13 protein-coding genes and 2 rRNA genes are annotated in these 16,638 nt (G+C 53.2%); 2 read left to right on the top strand and 13 right to left on the bottom strand.

The window, feature by feature from the left end:
- Nucleotides 1–136 precede the first annotated feature (136 nt).
- Both PW844_RS03490 and rrf read left to right on the top strand, forming a co-directional pair.
- A 23S ribosomal RNA gene (locus tag PW844_RS03490) occupies nucleotides 137–3,040 on the top strand.
- A 106-nt stretch (nucleotides 3,041–3,146) separates the two neighbouring features.
- A 5S ribosomal RNA gene (gene rrf / locus PW844_RS03485) occupies nucleotides 3,147–3,262 on the top strand.
- 207 nt (nucleotides 3,263–3,469) lie between these two features.
- On the opposite strand, the gene PW844_RS03480 is transcribed toward rrf, so the two are convergent.
- The 13 genes from PW844_RS03480 to msrP form a co-directional block, all read right to left on the bottom strand.
- A complete protein-coding gene (locus PW844_RS03480) occupies nucleotides 3,470–4,231 on the bottom strand; it encodes an amino acid ABC transporter ATP-binding protein (protein WP_084877269.1) in 762 nt (253 codons plus the stop codon).
- Nucleotides 4,232–4,239: 8 nt separating this feature from the next.
- A complete protein-coding gene (locus tag PW844_RS03475) occupies nucleotides 4,240–5,340 on the bottom strand; it encodes an amino acid ABC transporter permease (protein WP_299447325.1) in 1,101 nt (366 codons plus the stop codon).
- 15 nt (nucleotides 5,341–5,355) lie between these two features.
- On the bottom strand, nucleotides 5,356–6,534 hold the full coding sequence (locus PW844_RS03470) for an amino acid ABC transporter permease (RefSeq protein WP_299447322.1): 1,179 nt from the start codon (nucleotides 6,532–6,534) through the stop codon (nucleotides 5,356–5,358).
- A gap of 66 nt (nucleotides 6,535–6,600) precedes the next feature.
- Entirely contained in the window at nucleotides 6,601–7,626 is a 1,026-nt protein-coding gene (locus PW844_RS03465) for an amino acid ABC transporter substrate-binding protein (RefSeq protein ID WP_084877260.1), read from the bottom strand.
- Nucleotides 7,627–8,170: 544 nt separating this feature from the next.
- A complete protein-coding gene (gene fis / locus PW844_RS03460; protein ID WP_003855228.1) occupies nucleotides 8,171–8,467 on the bottom strand; it encodes a DNA-binding transcriptional regulator Fis in 297 nt (98 codons plus the stop codon).
- Between the two features lie 24 nt (nucleotides 8,468–8,491).
- On the bottom strand, nucleotides 8,492–9,457 hold the full coding sequence (dusB, locus tag PW844_RS03455; RefSeq protein ID WP_084877254.1) for a tRNA dihydrouridine synthase DusB: 966 nt from the start codon (nucleotides 9,455–9,457) through the stop codon (nucleotides 8,492–8,494).
- Between the two features lie 293 nt (nucleotides 9,458–9,750).
- Nucleotides 9,751–10,632, bottom strand: a complete 882-nt coding sequence (prmA, locus tag PW844_RS03450; protein ID WP_084877252.1) for a 50S ribosomal protein L11 methyltransferase — start codon at nucleotides 10,630–10,632, stop codon at nucleotides 9,751–9,753.
- 11 nt (nucleotides 10,633–10,643) lie between these two features.
- Nucleotides 10,644–12,323: a sodium/pantothenate symporter gene (gene panF, locus PW844_RS03445; protein ID WP_299447300.1), complete on the bottom strand. Its 1,680-nt coding sequence runs from the start codon at nucleotides 12,321–12,323 to the stop codon at nucleotides 10,644–10,646.
- A 71-nt stretch (nucleotides 12,324–12,394) separates the two neighbouring features.
- On the bottom strand, nucleotides 12,395–13,741 hold the full coding sequence (gene accC, locus PW844_RS03440; RefSeq protein ID WP_084877243.1) for an acetyl-CoA carboxylase biotin carboxylase subunit: 1,347 nt from the start codon (nucleotides 13,739–13,741) through the stop codon (nucleotides 12,395–12,397).
- Nucleotides 13,742–13,752: 11 nt separating this feature from the next.
- Entirely contained in the window at nucleotides 13,753–14,223 is a 471-nt protein-coding gene (gene accB, locus PW844_RS03435; RefSeq protein WP_299447294.1) for an acetyl-CoA carboxylase biotin carboxyl carrier protein, read from the bottom strand.
- 21 nt (nucleotides 14,224–14,244) lie between these two features.
- Complete coding sequence (gene aroQ / locus PW844_RS03430) at nucleotides 14,245–14,697, bottom strand: type II 3-dehydroquinate dehydratase (protein ID WP_299447291.1); 453 nt, start codon at nucleotides 14,695–14,697, stop codon at nucleotides 14,245–14,247.
- Between the two features lie 232 nt (nucleotides 14,698–14,929).
- Nucleotides 14,930–15,532, bottom strand: a complete 603-nt coding sequence (msrQ, locus tag PW844_RS03425) for a protein-methionine-sulfoxide reductase heme-binding subunit MsrQ (RefSeq protein WP_299447288.1) — start codon at nucleotides 15,530–15,532, stop codon at nucleotides 14,930–14,932.
- Entirely contained in the window at nucleotides 15,533–16,537 is a 1,005-nt protein-coding gene (gene msrP, locus PW844_RS03420; protein ID WP_084877232.1) for a protein-methionine-sulfoxide reductase catalytic subunit MsrP, read from the bottom strand. It abuts the gene before it with no gap.
- Nucleotides 16,538–16,638 lie beyond the last annotated feature (101 nt).

Here is a 16,638-nt window from a genome sequence, read left to right as displayed (position 1 = left end):
TTAACAATCCGGAACAAGCTGAAAATTTGAAACGACGCGTTGTTTCATTTCTCCGTAATAAGAAATGAAAGCGGCGCGTTCGAGTCTCTCAAAAGCTTGCGATTCATAAGCGTTGCAAAACGCCTGTGGGTTGTGAGGTTAAGCGACTAAGCGTACACGGTGGATGCCCTGGCAGTCAGAGGCGATGAAGGACGTGCTAATCTGCGAAAAGCGCCGGCAAGGTGATATGAACCGCAACAGCCGGCGATGTCCGAATGGGGAAACCCAGTGCACTTGTGCACTATCGTTAACTGAATACATAGGTTAACGAGGCGAACCGGGGGAACTGAAACATCTAAGTACCCCGAGGAAAAGAAATCAACCGAGATTCCCCCAGTAGCGGCGAGCGAACGGGGAACAGCCCAGGACCTGAATCAGTTTGTGTGTTAGTGGAAGCGTCTGGAAAGTCGCGCGATACAGGGTGACAGCCCCGTACACGAAAATGCACGGACTGTGAGTCCGACGAGTAGGGCGGGACACGTGGTATCCTGTCTGAATATGGGGGGACCATCCTCCAAGGCTAAATACTCCTGACTGACCGATAGTGAACCAGTACCGTGAGGGAAAGGCGAAAAGAACCCCGGCGAGGGGAGTGAAACAGAACCTGAAACCGTGTACGTACAAGCAGTGGGAGCACCCTTTGGGGTGTGACTGCGTACCTTTTGTATAATGGGTCAGCGACTTATATTCTGTAGCAAGGTTAACCGCATAGGGGAGCCGAAGGGAAACCGAGTCTTAACCGGGCGTTAAGTTGCAGGGTATAGACCCGAAACCCGGTGATCTAGCCATGGGCAGGTTGAAGGTTGGGTAACACTAACTGGAGGACCGAACCGACTAATGTTGAAAAATTAGCGGATGACCTGTGGCTGGGGGTGAAAGGCCAATCAAACCGGGAGATAGCTGGTTCTCCCCGAAAGCTATTTAGGTAGCGCCTCGTGAACTCATCTCCGGGGGTAGAGCACTGTTTCGGCTAGGGGGCCATCCCGGCTTACCAACCCGATGCAAACTGCGAATACCGGAGAATGTTATCACGGGAGACACACGGCGGGTGCTAACGTCCGTCGTGAAGAGGGAAACAACCCAGACCGCCAGCTAAGGTCCCAAAGTCATGGTTAAGTGGGAAACGATGTGGGAAGGCACAGACAGCCAGGATGTTGGCTTAGAAGCAGCCATCATTTAAAGAAAGCGTAATAGCTCACTGGTCGAGTCGGCCTGCGCGGAAGATGTAACGGGGCTAAACCATGCACCGAAGCTGCGGCAGCGACACAATGTGTTGTTGGGTAGGGGAGCGTTCTGTAAGCCGCTGAAGGTGGACTGTGAGGTCTGCTGGAGGTATCAGAAGTGCGAATGCTGACATAAGTAACGATAAAGCGGGTGAAAAGCCCGCTCGCCGGAAGACCAAGGGTTCCTGTCCAACGTTAATCGGGGCAGGGTGAGTCGACCCCTAAGGCGAGGCTGAAAAGCGTAGTCGATGGGAAACAGGTTAATATTCCTGTACTTGGTGTTACTGCGAAGGGGGGACGGAGAAGGCTAGGTTATCCGGGCGACGGTTGTCCCGGTTTAAGCGTGTAGGCTTGCATTCCAGGCAAATCCGGAATGCTTTAAGGCTGAGGCGTGATGACGAGCCACTACGGTGGTGAAGTAACTGATGCCCTGCTTCCAGGAAAAGCCTCTAAGCTCCAGGTAACACGAAATCGTACCCCAAACCGACACAGGTGGTCAGGTAGAGAATACCAAGGCGCTTGAGAGAACTCGGGTGAAGGAACTAGGCAAAATGGTGCCGTAACTTCGGGAGAAGGCACGCTGGCATTAGGTGAAGGGACTTGCTCCCGGAGCTGAAGCCAGTCGAAGATACCAGCTGGCTGCAACTGTTTATTAAAAACACAGCACTGTGCAAACACGAAAGTGGACGTATACGGTGTGACGCCTGCCCGGTGCCGGAAGGTTAATTGATGGGGTTATCCGTAAGGAGAAGCTCTTGATCGAAGCCCCGGTAAACGGCGGCCGTAACTATAACGGTCCTAAGGTAGCGAAATTCCTTGTCGGGTAAGTTCCGACCTGCACGAATGGCGTAATGATGGCCAGGCTGTCTCCACCCGAGACTCAGTGAAATTGAAATCGCTGTGAAGATGCAGTGTACCCGCGGCAAGACGGAAAGACCCCGTGAACCTTTACTATAGCTTGACACTGAACATTGAGCCTTGATGTGTAGGATAGGTGGGAGGCTTTGAAGCGTGGACGCCAGTCTGCGTGGAGCCGGCCTTGAAATACCACCCTTTAATGTTTGATGTTCTAACGTAGGCCCGTAATCCGGGCTGCGGACAGTGTCTGGTGGGTAGTTTGACTGGGGCGGTCTCCTCCCAAAGCGTAACGGAGGAGCACGAAGGTTGGCTAATCCTGGTCGGACATCAGGAGGTTAGTGCAATGGCATAAGCCAGCTTGACTGCGAGAGTGACGGCTCGAGCAGGTGCGAAAGCAGGTCATAGTGATCCGGTGGTTCTGAATGGAAGGGCCATCGCTCAACGGATAAAAGGTACTCCGGGGATAACAGGCTGATACCGCCCAAGAGTTCATATCGACGGCGGTGTTTGGCACCTCGATGTCGGCTCATCACATCCTGGGGCTGAAGTAGGTCCCAAGGGTACGGCTGTTCGCCGTTTAAAGTGGTACGCGAGCTGGGTTTAGAACGTCGTGAGACAGTTCGGTCCCTATCTGCCGTGGGCGCTGGAGAATTGAGGGGGGTTGCTCCTAGTACGAGAGGACCGGAGTGAACGCACCACTGGTGTTCGGGTTGTCATGCCAATGGCATTGCCCGGTAGCTAAGTGCGGAAAAGATAAGTGCTGAAAGCATCTAAGCACGAAACTTGCCCCGAGATGAGTTCTCCCTGACCCCTTGAGGGTCCTGAAGGGACGTTGAAGACGACGACGTTGATAGGCCGGATGTGTAAGTGCAGCGATGCATTGAGCTAACCGGTACTAATGACCCGTGAGGCTTAACCTTACAACGCCAGAGGCGTTTTGGTTGAGAGACCAGAGAAGATTTTCAGCTTGATTCATCCGGATAGATTCGTGCGGCCTGAGAGGGCGGTGCGGATAAACAGAATTTGCCTGGCGGCTGTAGCGCGGTGGTCCCACCTGACCCCATGCCGAACTCAGAAGTGAAACGCCGTAGCGCCGATGGTAGTGTGGGGTCTCCCCATGCGAGAGTAGGGAACTGCCAGGCATCAATCAAGTGAAGAAGCCCTGAACGAAAGTTCAGGGCTTTTTTACGTCTGAAAATCAGAAAAAAGCACGGTGCCGTAGCGGCGCGATTCATCGCGCAGTTTCTATCGTACCAGGCCTTAAACATTCACGATAAATAAAGAAGAGACATAAAAAACCCCCTGCCAGAGCAGAGGGTTGATTGCAGTGGACCGGCCAGGGAACTGTCTTAGTGAATAACCTGCGACAGGAAGGCACGGGTACGTTCTGACTTCGGATTGGCAAAGAACTCCTGCGGTGGGGCTTGTTCAACGATCTCACCACGGTCCATAAAGATAACCCGGTCCGCGACTGTGCGCGCAAAGCCCATCTCATGGGTTACACACAACATCGTCATGCCATCTTCCGCCAGACCAATCATGGTATCGAGCACTTCTTTAACCATTTCAGGGTCAAGGGCTGAAGTAGGTTCATCAAACAGCATGATTTTGGGTTTCATACACAGCGAACGTGCAATTGCCACGCGCTGTTGCTGGCCACCGGATAGCTGACCGGGAAATTTATGTGCATGCTCGGCAATACGGACGCGTTGCAGATAATGCATCGCCAGTTCTTCCGCCTCTTTCTTTGGCATCTTACGCACCCAGATAGGTGCCAGCGTGCAGTTTTGCAACACAGTCAAATGCGGGAAAAGGTTGAAGTGCTGGAACACCATGCCAACTTCAGTTCGTACACGTTCAATATTGCGTACATCATCATTCAAATGAATGCCATCAACGACGATTCGCCCCTGCTGATGCTCTTCCAGGTGGTTGATGCAACGGATAGTGGTGGATTTGCCCGAGCCTGATGGTCCGCAAAGAACGATACGTTCGCGCGGTTTCACCTGCAGGTTAATGTCCTTTAATACATGGAACTGGCCGTACCATTTATTCACATTTTCGAGCGTAATCATCATTTGGTCAGCAGAATTAGTCATAGATTGTGTCATGTAAAACCTCAGTGCGATTTACGCCCGGTGTGAAAGCGCTTCTCCAGATACTGGCTATAGCGCGACATGCTAAAACAGAAAATCCAGTAGACAAGGGCAGCAAAAACATAGCCTTCCGTCGACATCCCAAGCCATGTGGGGTCAACGGTGGCCTGCTGCACGCTACTGAAAAGATCGAACAGGCCGATGATGATCACCAGACTGGTATCTTTAAACAAAGCGATGATAGTGTTAACCAGGCCGGGAATGGTGAGTTTGAGTGCCTGAGGCAAAATCACCAGAATCTGTGTTTTCCAGTAACCCAGCGCCAGCGACTCAGCAGCTTCATACTGTCCCTTTGGCAGAGCCTGTAAGCCACCGCGCACCACTTCCGCGACATAAGCTGACTGGAACAGAATCACACCGACCAGCGCACGCACCAGCTTATCGATGGTCGTCCCTTCGGCCATAAACAGCGGCAGCATCACCGATGACATAAACAACACGGTAATCAGCGGTACACCACGCCAGAATTCAATAAAAATCACCGACAGGGTTCGTACCACAGGCATCTTTGAACGGCGTCCCAATGCCAGCAAAATCCCCAATGGCAAGGCACCGGCGATGCCGACCGACGCGATAATCAGCGTCAGTGTCAAACCGCCCCACTGGCGGGTTTCAACGCGATCCAGGCCCAAATAGCCGCCATACATCAGGAACCAGACGATGATGGGATAGGCTACTGCCCAGCAGGCGATATAACGGCCACGATGCGGAATCGATTTGATAAACATCGGGATGATGGAAAGCAGGCCAATCACCAGCGCCAGGTTGATGCGCCAGCGCAGTTCATGCGGATACAGCCCATACATAAACTGGCCAAAGCGCGCATGGATAAACACCCAGCAGGCACCTTCTTTAGTACAGTCGGCGCGAGTTGAGCCGAACCAGTTAGCCTGGAAAACCAGCCAGTTAAGTGCAGGTGGAATCACGCTCCAGATAATCCAGAAGCAGAGCAGTGTCAGCAGGGTATTGAACCAACTGGAGAACAGGTTTTTGCGCGCCCAACCCCAGGCTTTGCTGACAGGGTTGGTTGGCACCGGCGGTGTTTCGTGTGTGGTAACAGACATAATAATCCCGTTCTCTTAACGCTCAACCAGCGCAATTTTGCGGTTGTAGAGGTTCATCAGCAGTGAAATGACCAAACTGATGATCAGGTAGACCGCCATGGTGATCGCGATGGTCTCGATAGCCTGGCCTGTCTGATTCAGCACTGTTCCGGCAAACAGCGAAACCATATCCGGATAGCCGATAGCCGCTGCCAGTGAAGAGTTTTTCACGATGTTGAGATACTGGCTGGTCAGAGGCGGAATGATCACACGCATGGCTTGCGGGATGATCACCTGACGCATGGTCACAGGATTCGGCAAGCCGAGCGAACGTGCCGCTTCATTCTGACCGTGTGGCACCGACTGGATACCCGAGCGAATCACTTCAGCGATAAACGAAGAGGTGTAGATCGACAGGGCCAGCGTCAGTGAAGCCAGCTCAGGGATCATCACGAATCCGCCACGGAAGTTAAATCCACGCAATTCCGGCACATCCCAGTGTGTGGCGGCACCGAACAGCGCGTGGGCGAGCAGGGGAAAAGCAATGACCATCGCAGTGGCGATCGGCCAGGTGCGGCGCAACTGGCCAGTCTTCAACTGGTGTTTACGGTTAAAACGAAATAATCCGACGCTAACGACTATTGCCAGAAGCAACGCGATTACAAACGGCCAGGTACCAGGGGCATAGGTGGGCCAGGGAATGTAAAGCCCACGGTTACTGACAAATGCCAGATCAAATGCGTTCAACGCCTGGCGTGGGCCAGGTAAATTACGCAGCACCGCGAAATACCAGAAGAAGATTTGCAACAACGGTGGAATGTTGCGGAACGTCTCGATGTAAATGGTGGAGATCCTGCGCAGGAGCCAGTTATCAGACAGGCGGGCAAGGCCGATAAAGAATCCGAGGATAGAGGCGAAAACAATACAGAGCGCGGAAACCAGCAGGGTATTGGTTAACCCCACCATAAACACGCGCGCGTAGGTATCACCTTCTGAGTAATCAATCAGATGCTGGACGATGCCGAAACCGGCACTGCGCTCCAGGAAGCCAAAGCCGGATGTGATGCCACGATTAGCCAGGTTGATCACCGTATTGTGGATGAGATATCCCACAACAGCGAACACGGCCACAATCGCGACTATCTGGTAAAGCCAGGCGCGAACCGTAGGATTACCGAACGAAAAATCCCTTTTTACGGTTGGGCGTTGTGACATGTTGAAACCTCAGTGAATAAAACGCATTGGGCACCGCAGGGTGCGGTGCCCGACTGGAAGGCAGAATTAACGTACCGGCGGAGCGTACTGGATGCCGCCCTGATTCCAGAGCGCATTCTGACCACGCGCGATTTTCAGAGCACTGTCTTTACCGACGTTGCGGTCAAAGCTTTCCTGGTAGTTACCTACCTGTTTAATGATGTTGAACGCCCATTTGTTGTCGAGCTTCAGATCCTTACCGAAGTCGCCTTCAGCACCCAGCAGGTGAGCCATGTCCGGGTTGGACGGTTTGGCGGCCAGTTGATCGACGTTCTTCGAGTTGATGCCCATCTCTTCAGCGTTCAGCATCGCGTACAGTGACCATTTCACAATAGTGAACCAGTCATCATCGCCACGACGTACCACCGGACCCAGCGGCTCTTTAGAGATCACTTCCGGCAGAACGATGAATTCGTCCGGTTTGCCCAGCTTGATGCGCAGTGCGTACAGCTGAGACTGGTCAGAGGCCAGGGTATCGCAGCGACCACTGTCCAGCGCCTTAGCGGATTCGTCAGAACGGTCAAAGGTCACCGGGGTGTATTGCATATTGTTGGCTTTGAAGTAATCCGCCACGTTCAGTTCGGTATCGGTACCCGCCTGGATACATACCGTGGCACCATCCAGCTCTTTCGCGCTTTTAAGACCGGCTTTTTTATGGGTCAGGAAGCCGATACCGTCGTAATAGTTCACACCCGCGAACAGGAAGCCCATGCCGCCATCGCGTGAAGAAGTCCAGGTGGTGTTGCGAGACAGAATGTCCACTTCACCAGATTGCAACGCAGTAAAACGCTCTTTTGCCGTCAGCGGGGTGTATTTCACTTTATTAGCATCGCCAAATACGGCAGCCGCAGCGGCACGGCAAACGTCAACGTCGATACCGGTGAATTTGCCGCTAGCATCGGCATAGGAAAAGCCGGGCAGGCCATCACTGATACCGCACTGAACAAACCCTTTCTTTTTAATTGCATCCAACGTGGTGCCGGCGTGCGCTTGCTGCGCAACGGCGAACAGAGAAGCTGCAGCGACCAGGGTGGAGAGCATCATCTTTTTCATAAAGCATCCTGTGTGGCGAAATCGTGTTGTGATGTGGGTGCATTGCGCACTTTTATGTGCGCTTTTCCTGTCTGTGGCAGTCAGCCATTCACGACTTTGCAAAGCTAATGCCAGGTTTGCAGAATCCTGAATTCATTGGAAAGATCTCTTCATAAACTGAAGCATTCAGAAAGTTCCGACTACTATCGCGCACCAAAAGGAAGCAATGCGAGTCGCCTCGATCACAAACAGTGCAAAAAGTTTCACTATATGGAAGCAGTGTGAGCGGGGGCGCAGGACAAAATGTATGGGTTTGCAGATTTGCGGTTGGAATGGTTTAGGATCACATCGGCAGCGGCCTGGGCGGCAATCAGGCGAAGAAACGAGGGGGAAATCGGTGCGAAAATGGGGCAGAACAAGGATGGCGTTGCGGGCGAAATATCACTGAAGCAATTGCAACTATCGTTACCATTATGGGGACAACTGTTTCACCCGTTGTTAACGACAAAGACACAAACAAAAACGCCAGCCCGAGGGCTGGCGTTATCGCAGCAACAAACTGAAATCAGTTCATGCCGTATTTTTTCAGCTTCTTACGCAGAGTACCACGGTTGATACCCATCATCAGGGCTGCACGGGTCTGGTTGCCACGGGTGTACTGCATCACCATGTCCAACAGTGGCTGCTCGACTTCAGCCAGTACCAGCTCATACAGGTCACTCACATCCTGACCATTCAGTTGAGCAAAATAGTTCTTCAGTGCCTGTTTAACCGAATCACGCAGAGGCTTTTGCGTCACCTGATCCTGTGAGTTAACGGTAGAAACGGTCAGTACGTCAGAATTTACGCGTTGTTCGAACATAGTTCTTTCAGCTCTTTATTTCGTTTACGCAAGATTTTCGAAGTATGCCTCCAACGCCTCCAGCTGTTCGCTGGCATCCTCAATGGCGTTGAATGTGCGCCGAAACTGGTCATCAGGGGCATTTTCCTGCAAATACCAGGAAACGTGTTTTCGGGCAATACGGTATCCCTTGCGCTGACCGTAAAAGTCGTGCAGCTCCCGTATATGTCCAATCAGCATATGCTTCACTTCAGCCAACGGCTTCGGTGCCAGCAGCTCCCCTGTGTCCAGATAATGCTGGATTTCCCGGAAGATCCACGGTCTTCCCTGAGCAGCGCGACCGATCATCAGAGCATCGGCTCCTGTATAATCGAGCACTGCTCTGGCTTTATGCGGGTCAGTAATGTCACCATTCGCGATAACCGGAATGGTAACGCTCTGCTTAACTGTCCGAATGCTGTCGTATTCAGCTTGTCCTTCAAACAAACAGGCGCGAGTGCGTCCATGAATGGTGAGGGCCTGAATGCCACAGCGTTCAGCCAATTGGGCAATCTCTACACAATTACGATTTTCTTTATCCCAGCCAGTACGAATCTTCAGCGTAACGGGCACATCAACTGCATTAACCACTGCGGAGAGAATAGACTCAACCAGTTGCGGATGTTGCAGCAGTGCAGAACCCGCCATCTTACGATTCACCTTCTTCGCCGGGCAGCCCATGTTGATGTCAATGACCTGTGCGCCTGACGCCACATTAATGCGCGCGGCAGCCGCCATTTCATCGGGATCACATCCGGCAATTTGCACGGCACGAATGCCAGGTTCGTCACTATGCACCATGCGCAAACGGGATTTGTCACTGGCCCAAACTTCCGGGTTTGATGACAACATCTCGGAGACCGTCATACCAGCGCCGTTCTCGTAACACAAGGTGCGAAATGGCTTGTCGGTAACCCCGGCCATAGGCGCAGCGATGAGTCGATTTCGAAGCTGATGATGTCCAATGCGCATGAAAAAGAAGTGACCCTAACTGTTCGCAAGGCGGCGTATATTACGCATTTTTTCGCGAAGATGAAAGGCCAAACTTTGAACAATTCGCAGGGAAAGATCAAGGAATTGAGACCGATCGGCGTCAGCTATAAGAAATACCTATATTATTCAGTGAATTAAAAAAATACGCTGAAATTGTGTACAAAAGTTTTTCTGAAAATTTGAGCTAAATCACAACATAAAAAACGCCACATCGCCTGATTGGCAAGAGATGTGGCGGGGTGGTAACAATGAACTGCGCTAATTATGCGGGATTAGCGGCGCACGCCGGTAATCCGGCACCACTCTTCTTTTTCGGCTACCGGGTCCAATACAAAGCGTTCGGTATAGGCTTCACAAACGCTTTCCGCCTGACTGGCCAGCACGCCTGATAACCCCAGATGTCCACCGGATTTTGGCAGAACGCTGATTAACGGTGCCAGTTCGCGCAGTGGGCCGGCAAGAATGTTGGCGACCACCACATCCGCCTGCAGGTTTTCCGGCTGCTGGTGGGGGAGATAGAGTGCCAGACGATCAGCCACGCCATTACGTTCGGCGTTATCACGGCTGGCCTGAATCGCCTGCGGGTCGATATCGATACCAATCGCCTGTGCAGCCCCCAGTTTCAGGGCGGCAATCGCCAGAATGCCGGAGCCACAGCCGAAATCGATGACTGTCTTACCCTGTAAATCAAGGCCATCCAGCCAGCTCAGACACAGCGAGGTAGTCGGGTGGGTGCCAGTGCCAAAGGCGAGGCCCGGATCGAGCATCACGTTGACAGCGTTGGGATCCGGGACTTCGCGCCAGCTCGGGCAGATCCATAAACGCTCACCGAAACGCATCGGGTGGAAATTATCCATCCATTCGCGCTCCCAGTCTTTATCCTCAATCTGCTCGATCTTATGACGGAAACCGCTGCCAAGCAGAGGATGCTGACTCAGCTCCGCGACAACATCGTCCATCTCGGTTTCGGCATCAAACAGGCCGATAACATCCGTATCGCCCCACAGCAGTGTCTCACCCGGCAGTGGCTCATAAACCGGATTATCGTGGGTGTCCTGGAAGGTCACAGACACGGCACCGCTTTCCATCAGTGCATCGCTCAGTGTTTCCGCGTGCTCACCGGTGCTGTTAATTTTGATTTGAATCCATGGCATAGCGTTTCTCTTTATTCCAGGGCAGCGTCTTGTGCGTCAGGTGAGCTGCCAAATAGGTTACCTGCCAGAAAGGCCAGCAGGCTAAGGATCAATGATGGAACGATAGGGTGGAAACCCCACAGTTCGAGTTTCAGGCTGGCGAGCAGCGTATAGCAACCGGCACCGACGACCATCCCGCTGATGGCACCAGCGGCGTTTGCGCGCTCCCAGTACAACCCGAGTACCAGTGGCCACAGGAACACTGCCTCAAGGCCACCAAAAGCCAGCAGGTTCAGCCAGATGATCATATCCGGCGGGTTCCAGGCGGCCAGCAGCAACAATAATCCCAGCACAAAAGTGATGGTGCCGGAGAGCATGCGCAGGCGCGCCTCATTCTCGCTATGCTGCGGCGCGATACGCAAATAGAGATCTTTGATCAGGGTAGCGGAGGATTGCAGCAACTGCGCGTTAATTGTCGACATGATCGCTGCCATAGGCGCAGCCAGAAAAACGCCTGCGGCCATCGGGGGCAGTACGGTGATCATCAGCGTGGGAATCACTTGATCGGGGATGGTCAGGTCCGGGAGTATCGCGCGACCCAGAGCACCTGCCAGATGCATTCCCAGCATCAGAATCACTACCACAATGGTGCCAATAATGATGCCACGATGCATCGCCTTACTGTCTTTATACGAGATACAACGTACGGCGGTATGCGGCAGGCCAATCACGCCAAAACACACCAGTACGGCAAAAGAGCTGAGGAAGGTTGGCGTAATCACATTGCCAACGCCTTCTGGCGAAACCAGCTGTGGATCGATGGCGCGCAATTTAGTGACTGCGGTTTCCAGCCCGCCAGCCTGATGGATCACTGCAAACAGCAGCAGGAAGGTGCCGACCAGCATCACCAGGCCCTGCATCGCATCATTCAGCACGCTGGCGCGGAAGCCACCAAGCGCGGTGTAAAGTGCGATGGTGCCGCCAAAAATCAGCAGTCCGGTATCGTAGGGAATACCCGCCGCCGTTTCCAGCAATCGCGCACCGCCAATGAACTGCACGGTCATCGCGCCAATAAAAGCCACCAGCAGGCTCAGGCTGGCCAGCCAGATCAGCAGTGGGCTGCGGTAGCGGCCATACAGCATGTCATTCAGGGTTACCGCATTGTAACGGCGTGCCAGAATAGCGAATTTTTTCCCCAGCACCCCGAGTGATAACCACACGGCAGGGACCTGAATCATGGCGAGCAGCACCCAGCCTAGCCCATATTTATATGCTGCACCCGGGCCTCCAATAAACGAGCTGGCACTGATATAGGTCGCGGTGATGGTCATCGCCAGCACAAAGCCACCCATCGAGCGGCTGCCGAGAAAATATTCTGTCAGGAAATTTCCCTGGCGTTGCTTGCGCATGGCAAATACTGACAGCGCGGCAATCAGTACCAGATAGGCCAACAGGGGAAGAATGATTTCACTTTCATCTTTGTCCTCCAGTGACATGTCGCGGAAAACCATCCGTACCATCATCCAGCACAACCCAATAAACAACACCGGAGCAAACAGGCAGGAGAGTTCAAACCAGCGTGGCAGGCCGGTTATGCCTGTCGCATTCCCCCCCAGCCAGGCGGAAAGCCCCCACACAGCGAGATACGCCAGCGCCAGATAAAACGCCCAGCGCGCCTCTTTATTCGCTTGCACAAAACGCCAATCCATCATGCAACCTCAAAGGCAACAAAAATGAAAAAGGCCGGTTTAACCGGCCTCAAAGGAACTCTGCGTTGCAGGGATTACTCTTGCATGCCGAGTTTTTTCTCCAGGTAGTGGATATTGGTGCCACCCTGCTGGAAGTTTTCGTCGGACATGATTTTCATCTGCAGTTCGACGTTGGTCTTGATACCGTCAATGATCAGTTCCGCCAGCGCATTTTTCATGCGGGCGATGGCCACATCACGGTTTTCACCGTAAGTGATCAGCTTGCCGATCATGGAATCGTAGTATGGCGGTACGGTGTATCCGGCATAAATATGCGATTCCCAGCGGACACCAAAGCCACCCGGTGCGTGGAAACGCGTGATCTTACCCGGGCTTGGCAGGAAGGTGTTGGGATCTTCGGCGTTGATACGGCATTCCACCGCATGGCCGCGAATCATCACATCCTCTTGGCGGATAGACAGTGGCTGGCCGGCTGCAATACGCAGCTGCTCTTTGATCAGGTCTACGCCAGTGATCATCTCGGTGACCGGATGTTCTACCTGAATACGGGTGTTCATCTCGATAAAGTAGAACTCACCGTTTTCGAACAGGAACTCAAAGGTACCTGCGCCGCGGTAGCCGATATCCACACAGGCTTTGGCACAGCGATCGCCGATGAAGCTGCGCAGCTCTGGCGTGATGCCCGGTGCGGGTGCTTCTTCAACCACTTTCTGGTGACGGCGCTGCATGGAGCAGTCGCGTTCTGCCAGATAAATCGCGTTGCCCTGGCCATCAGCCATGACCTGGATTTCGATGTGGCGTGGATTTTCGAGGTATTTCTCCATGTAAACCATATCGTTGTTGAAAGCCGCTTTGGCTTCCGCCTTCGTCATGTTAATGGACTGCTCGAGATCCTTGTCGCTGCGCACCACACGCATACCACGACCACCGCCGCCGCCAGAGGCTTTGATAATGACCGGATAGCCGATGCGTTTGGCGAAGGCACGGTTTTTATCCATGTCTTCAGTCAGTGGGCCATCGGAGCCAGGTACGGTCGGTACACCGGCTTTTTTCATCGCGGTGATTGCCGACACTTTGTCACCCATCAGGCGGATGGTATCCGCTTTCGGGCCGATAAAGATAAAGCCGGAACGCTCAACCTGCTCGGCGAAATCGGCGTTCTCAGACAGGAAGCCATAGCCCGGATGGATCGCGACCGCGCCAGTGATTTCGGCGGCGGAGATCAGAGCCGGGATATTGAGGTAACTTTTGACCGACTGCGCCGGGCCAATGCAGACAGTTTCGTCAGCCAGCAGCACGTGCTTCAGGTCGCGGTCCGCCGTGGAGTGCACTGCCACAGTCTTGATGCCCAGTTCTTTACAGGCACGCAGAATGCGCAACGCGATCTCACCGCGGTTAGCAATGACAATTTTATCCAGCATGGTTCGCCTCGTTATTCGATGACAACCAGCGGCTCGTCAAATTCAACCGGCTGGCCACTTTCCACCAGAATCGCTTTCACAACGCCGGATTTGTCGGCTTCGATCTGGTTCATCATTTTCATCGCTTCAACGATGCACAGGGTGTCGCCGGCGTTAACTTTCTGGCCGACTTCGATAAAGGCTTTCGCGTCCGGGCTTGGGGTGCGATAGAAGGTGCCTACCATCGGTGAACGCACGATGTGGCCGCTGATTTCCGGTTTAGCGGCTTCCGCAACCGGTGCAGCAGCAGCAGGGGCAACCGCAGCAGCCAGAGGGGCTACCTGCGGTGCAGGTGCAGCATAAGCCTGCTGCATCATAGGATAACCGACATTGGCAGGTGAACGGCTGATACGAACGGACTCTTCGCCCTCAGAGATTTCCAGCTCAGCGATGCCAGACTCTTCAACCAGTTCGATCAGTTTCTTAATTTTACGAATATCCATGAGTGTGGTTCCGTACTCTGTTTAATTGGAATGTGTCAGGCGTTTTACGGCCGTTTGTAAAGCCCACGAGTATCCGTCAGCGCCAAGTCCACAGATGACACCGGCAGATACATCGGAAAGATAGGAGTGATGGCGGAACGGTTCGCGTGCATGCACATTGGTCAGATGCACCTCGATAAAGGGAATGTTTACCGCCAGCAGAGCATCACGCAGCGCGACGCTGGTGTGCGTGAATGCCGCTGGATTGATGATGATGTAATCCACATTGCCCTGGGCCTCGTGAATACGATCGATCAACTGAAACTCCGCGTTCGATTGCAAATGACTCAATTTCACATGGTGCTGGTCAGCCTGTTGCGTCAGATCGCTGACAATTTGCGCCAGCGTGGTATGACCATACTTCTCAGGCTCACGCGTTCCCAGCATATTCAGGTTGGGTCCGTTCAAAAGCAGTATGTGAAAGTTATGCGCCATCTTGCTGCTATCTCCTGCAATTATTCAGGCATCGCGTAAAATACCGCGACAATCTTCCTTTGTCACTCTTCCGAGTGAAAAAGAAGACTTCACTTGCAATAAAGCCGGGCATTATATCCGTTTCGTCGCAATTCGCAGCAAAATACTGGTCTTATCTGCGAAGATGATCGGATGCGGCCAGCAGGCCACACCTTTTAACAGAAATCGCAGCAGGAAGACAACCGTGCAGAAATTATCGGGAGAAGAGTTTTCGCAACTTATTGTAACGCCAGCCCAATAGTAGCAGAGCCAGCAACGCATAAATCAGCGGCTGTGGTGACAGGACTTTAACTGACCAAAGATAGTGAATGGGCGCGAGGATCGCCACCAGATAGATACCATTGTGCAGAGTTTGCCAGCGACGTCCCAGTTTACGCTGCGCGCGCTGAAAGGAGGTGATTGCCAGCGCGAACAGCACCAGCCAGCAGATAATACCCAGCGTCAGATAGGGGCGGGATATCAACTCACTGCCGAGCAATCGCAGATTATTGACCCCTAATTCCAGCAGATAATAACTTAGTAGATGCAGACAGGCCCAGGCGAAGCACCACAGACCGAGCATGCGACGGGTGCGAATCAGCAGGGGTTGTTTGGCGAAGCGCGTTAAGGGACTCACCAGCAACGTCGCCAGCAACAGTTTAAGCGCCATTCTGCCGGTAAAATGCTGGATATCTTTGGCCGGATCGGCGCTTAACCAACCCTGATTGGCGGCAAAAAATAGCCACACCAGCGGCAGAAACGCCGCCAGGTGCAGCACCACTTTCAGCCAAGTAATGTGGCGTAATGTCAGACGCACTCAATAATTCTCCCGTAAATCCAGCCCGTGATAGAGCGATGCCACTTCTTTGGCATAGCCGTTAAACAGCAGCGTTGGCTGGCGCTCCACCTTCAGAATGCCCCCCGGACCAATAAAACGCTCTGTCGCCTGCGACCAGCGTGGATGATCGACATGCGGGTTTACATTGGCATAAAAGCCATATTCATTGGCGGCGATTTGATTCCAGGTGGTAGGGGGCTGATCGTGAGTCAGGGTAATTTTGACGATCGATTTAATGCCTTTGAAACCGTATTTCCACGGTACGGTCAGACGGATCGGCGCGCCATTTTGTGGTGGCAGCGCTTTGCCATATACGCCAGTGCTGAGCAGGGTCAGGGGATGCATCGCTTCATCCATGCGTAATCCTTCGACATAGGGATAATCCAGCCCGCCGCCAATAAAGCGATCTTTCTGGCCCGGCATTTGATCCGGGGCATAGAGCGTTTGAAACGCCACAAAACGCGCATTGCTGGTGGGCTCCGCCAGTTTCAGCAGTTTGTTCAGTTCAAATCCCACCCAGGGGATCACCATTGACCAGGCCTCAACACAGCGCATACGGTAGATACGTTGCTCCATCGCAAAACGTTTAAAGATGTCATCCATATCCAGCGTAATGGGTTTTGCCACTTCGCCTTCAATACGCAGCTGCCAGGGATCGGTCTTCAGCGTCCCGGCATTCGCTGCCGGATCGGCCTTATCAAGGCCAAATTCATAGAAGTTATTGTAGCCAGCGACCTTATCAAACGGGGTGAGGGGTAAATCTGCCTGCCAGGCGGGCGGCTTACTGAATTGCAGCGCTTTCCCGGCTGGTGCGGCAGGGCGATCATTCCCTTTAAACCAACTGAGAACATCGGCCTGCGCTATACGCGGGAAGCTGGCTGCGGCAGCACCCAGGCCAAGGGCTTTCAGCACCTGACGACGTTGCATATTGAAGATACTTTCTGGCGTCACATCGGCTTCAGAAAGGAAATGCTTCGGCTTCATGGAATTCTCCGGCTGAATGTTTAAGGCAAGCATGAGCAAACCCGGTAATCTGCGCCAGAAAGAGCCGTAAAATGTGAAATTTCCTGGCTGCGCTTATCTTG

This window comes from Pantoea sp., assembly GCF_028283705.1.
Lineage (GTDB): Bacteria > Pseudomonadota > Gammaproteobacteria > Enterobacterales > Enterobacteriaceae > Pantoea.
This window is presented reverse-complemented; position numbering and strand designations above follow the sequence as displayed.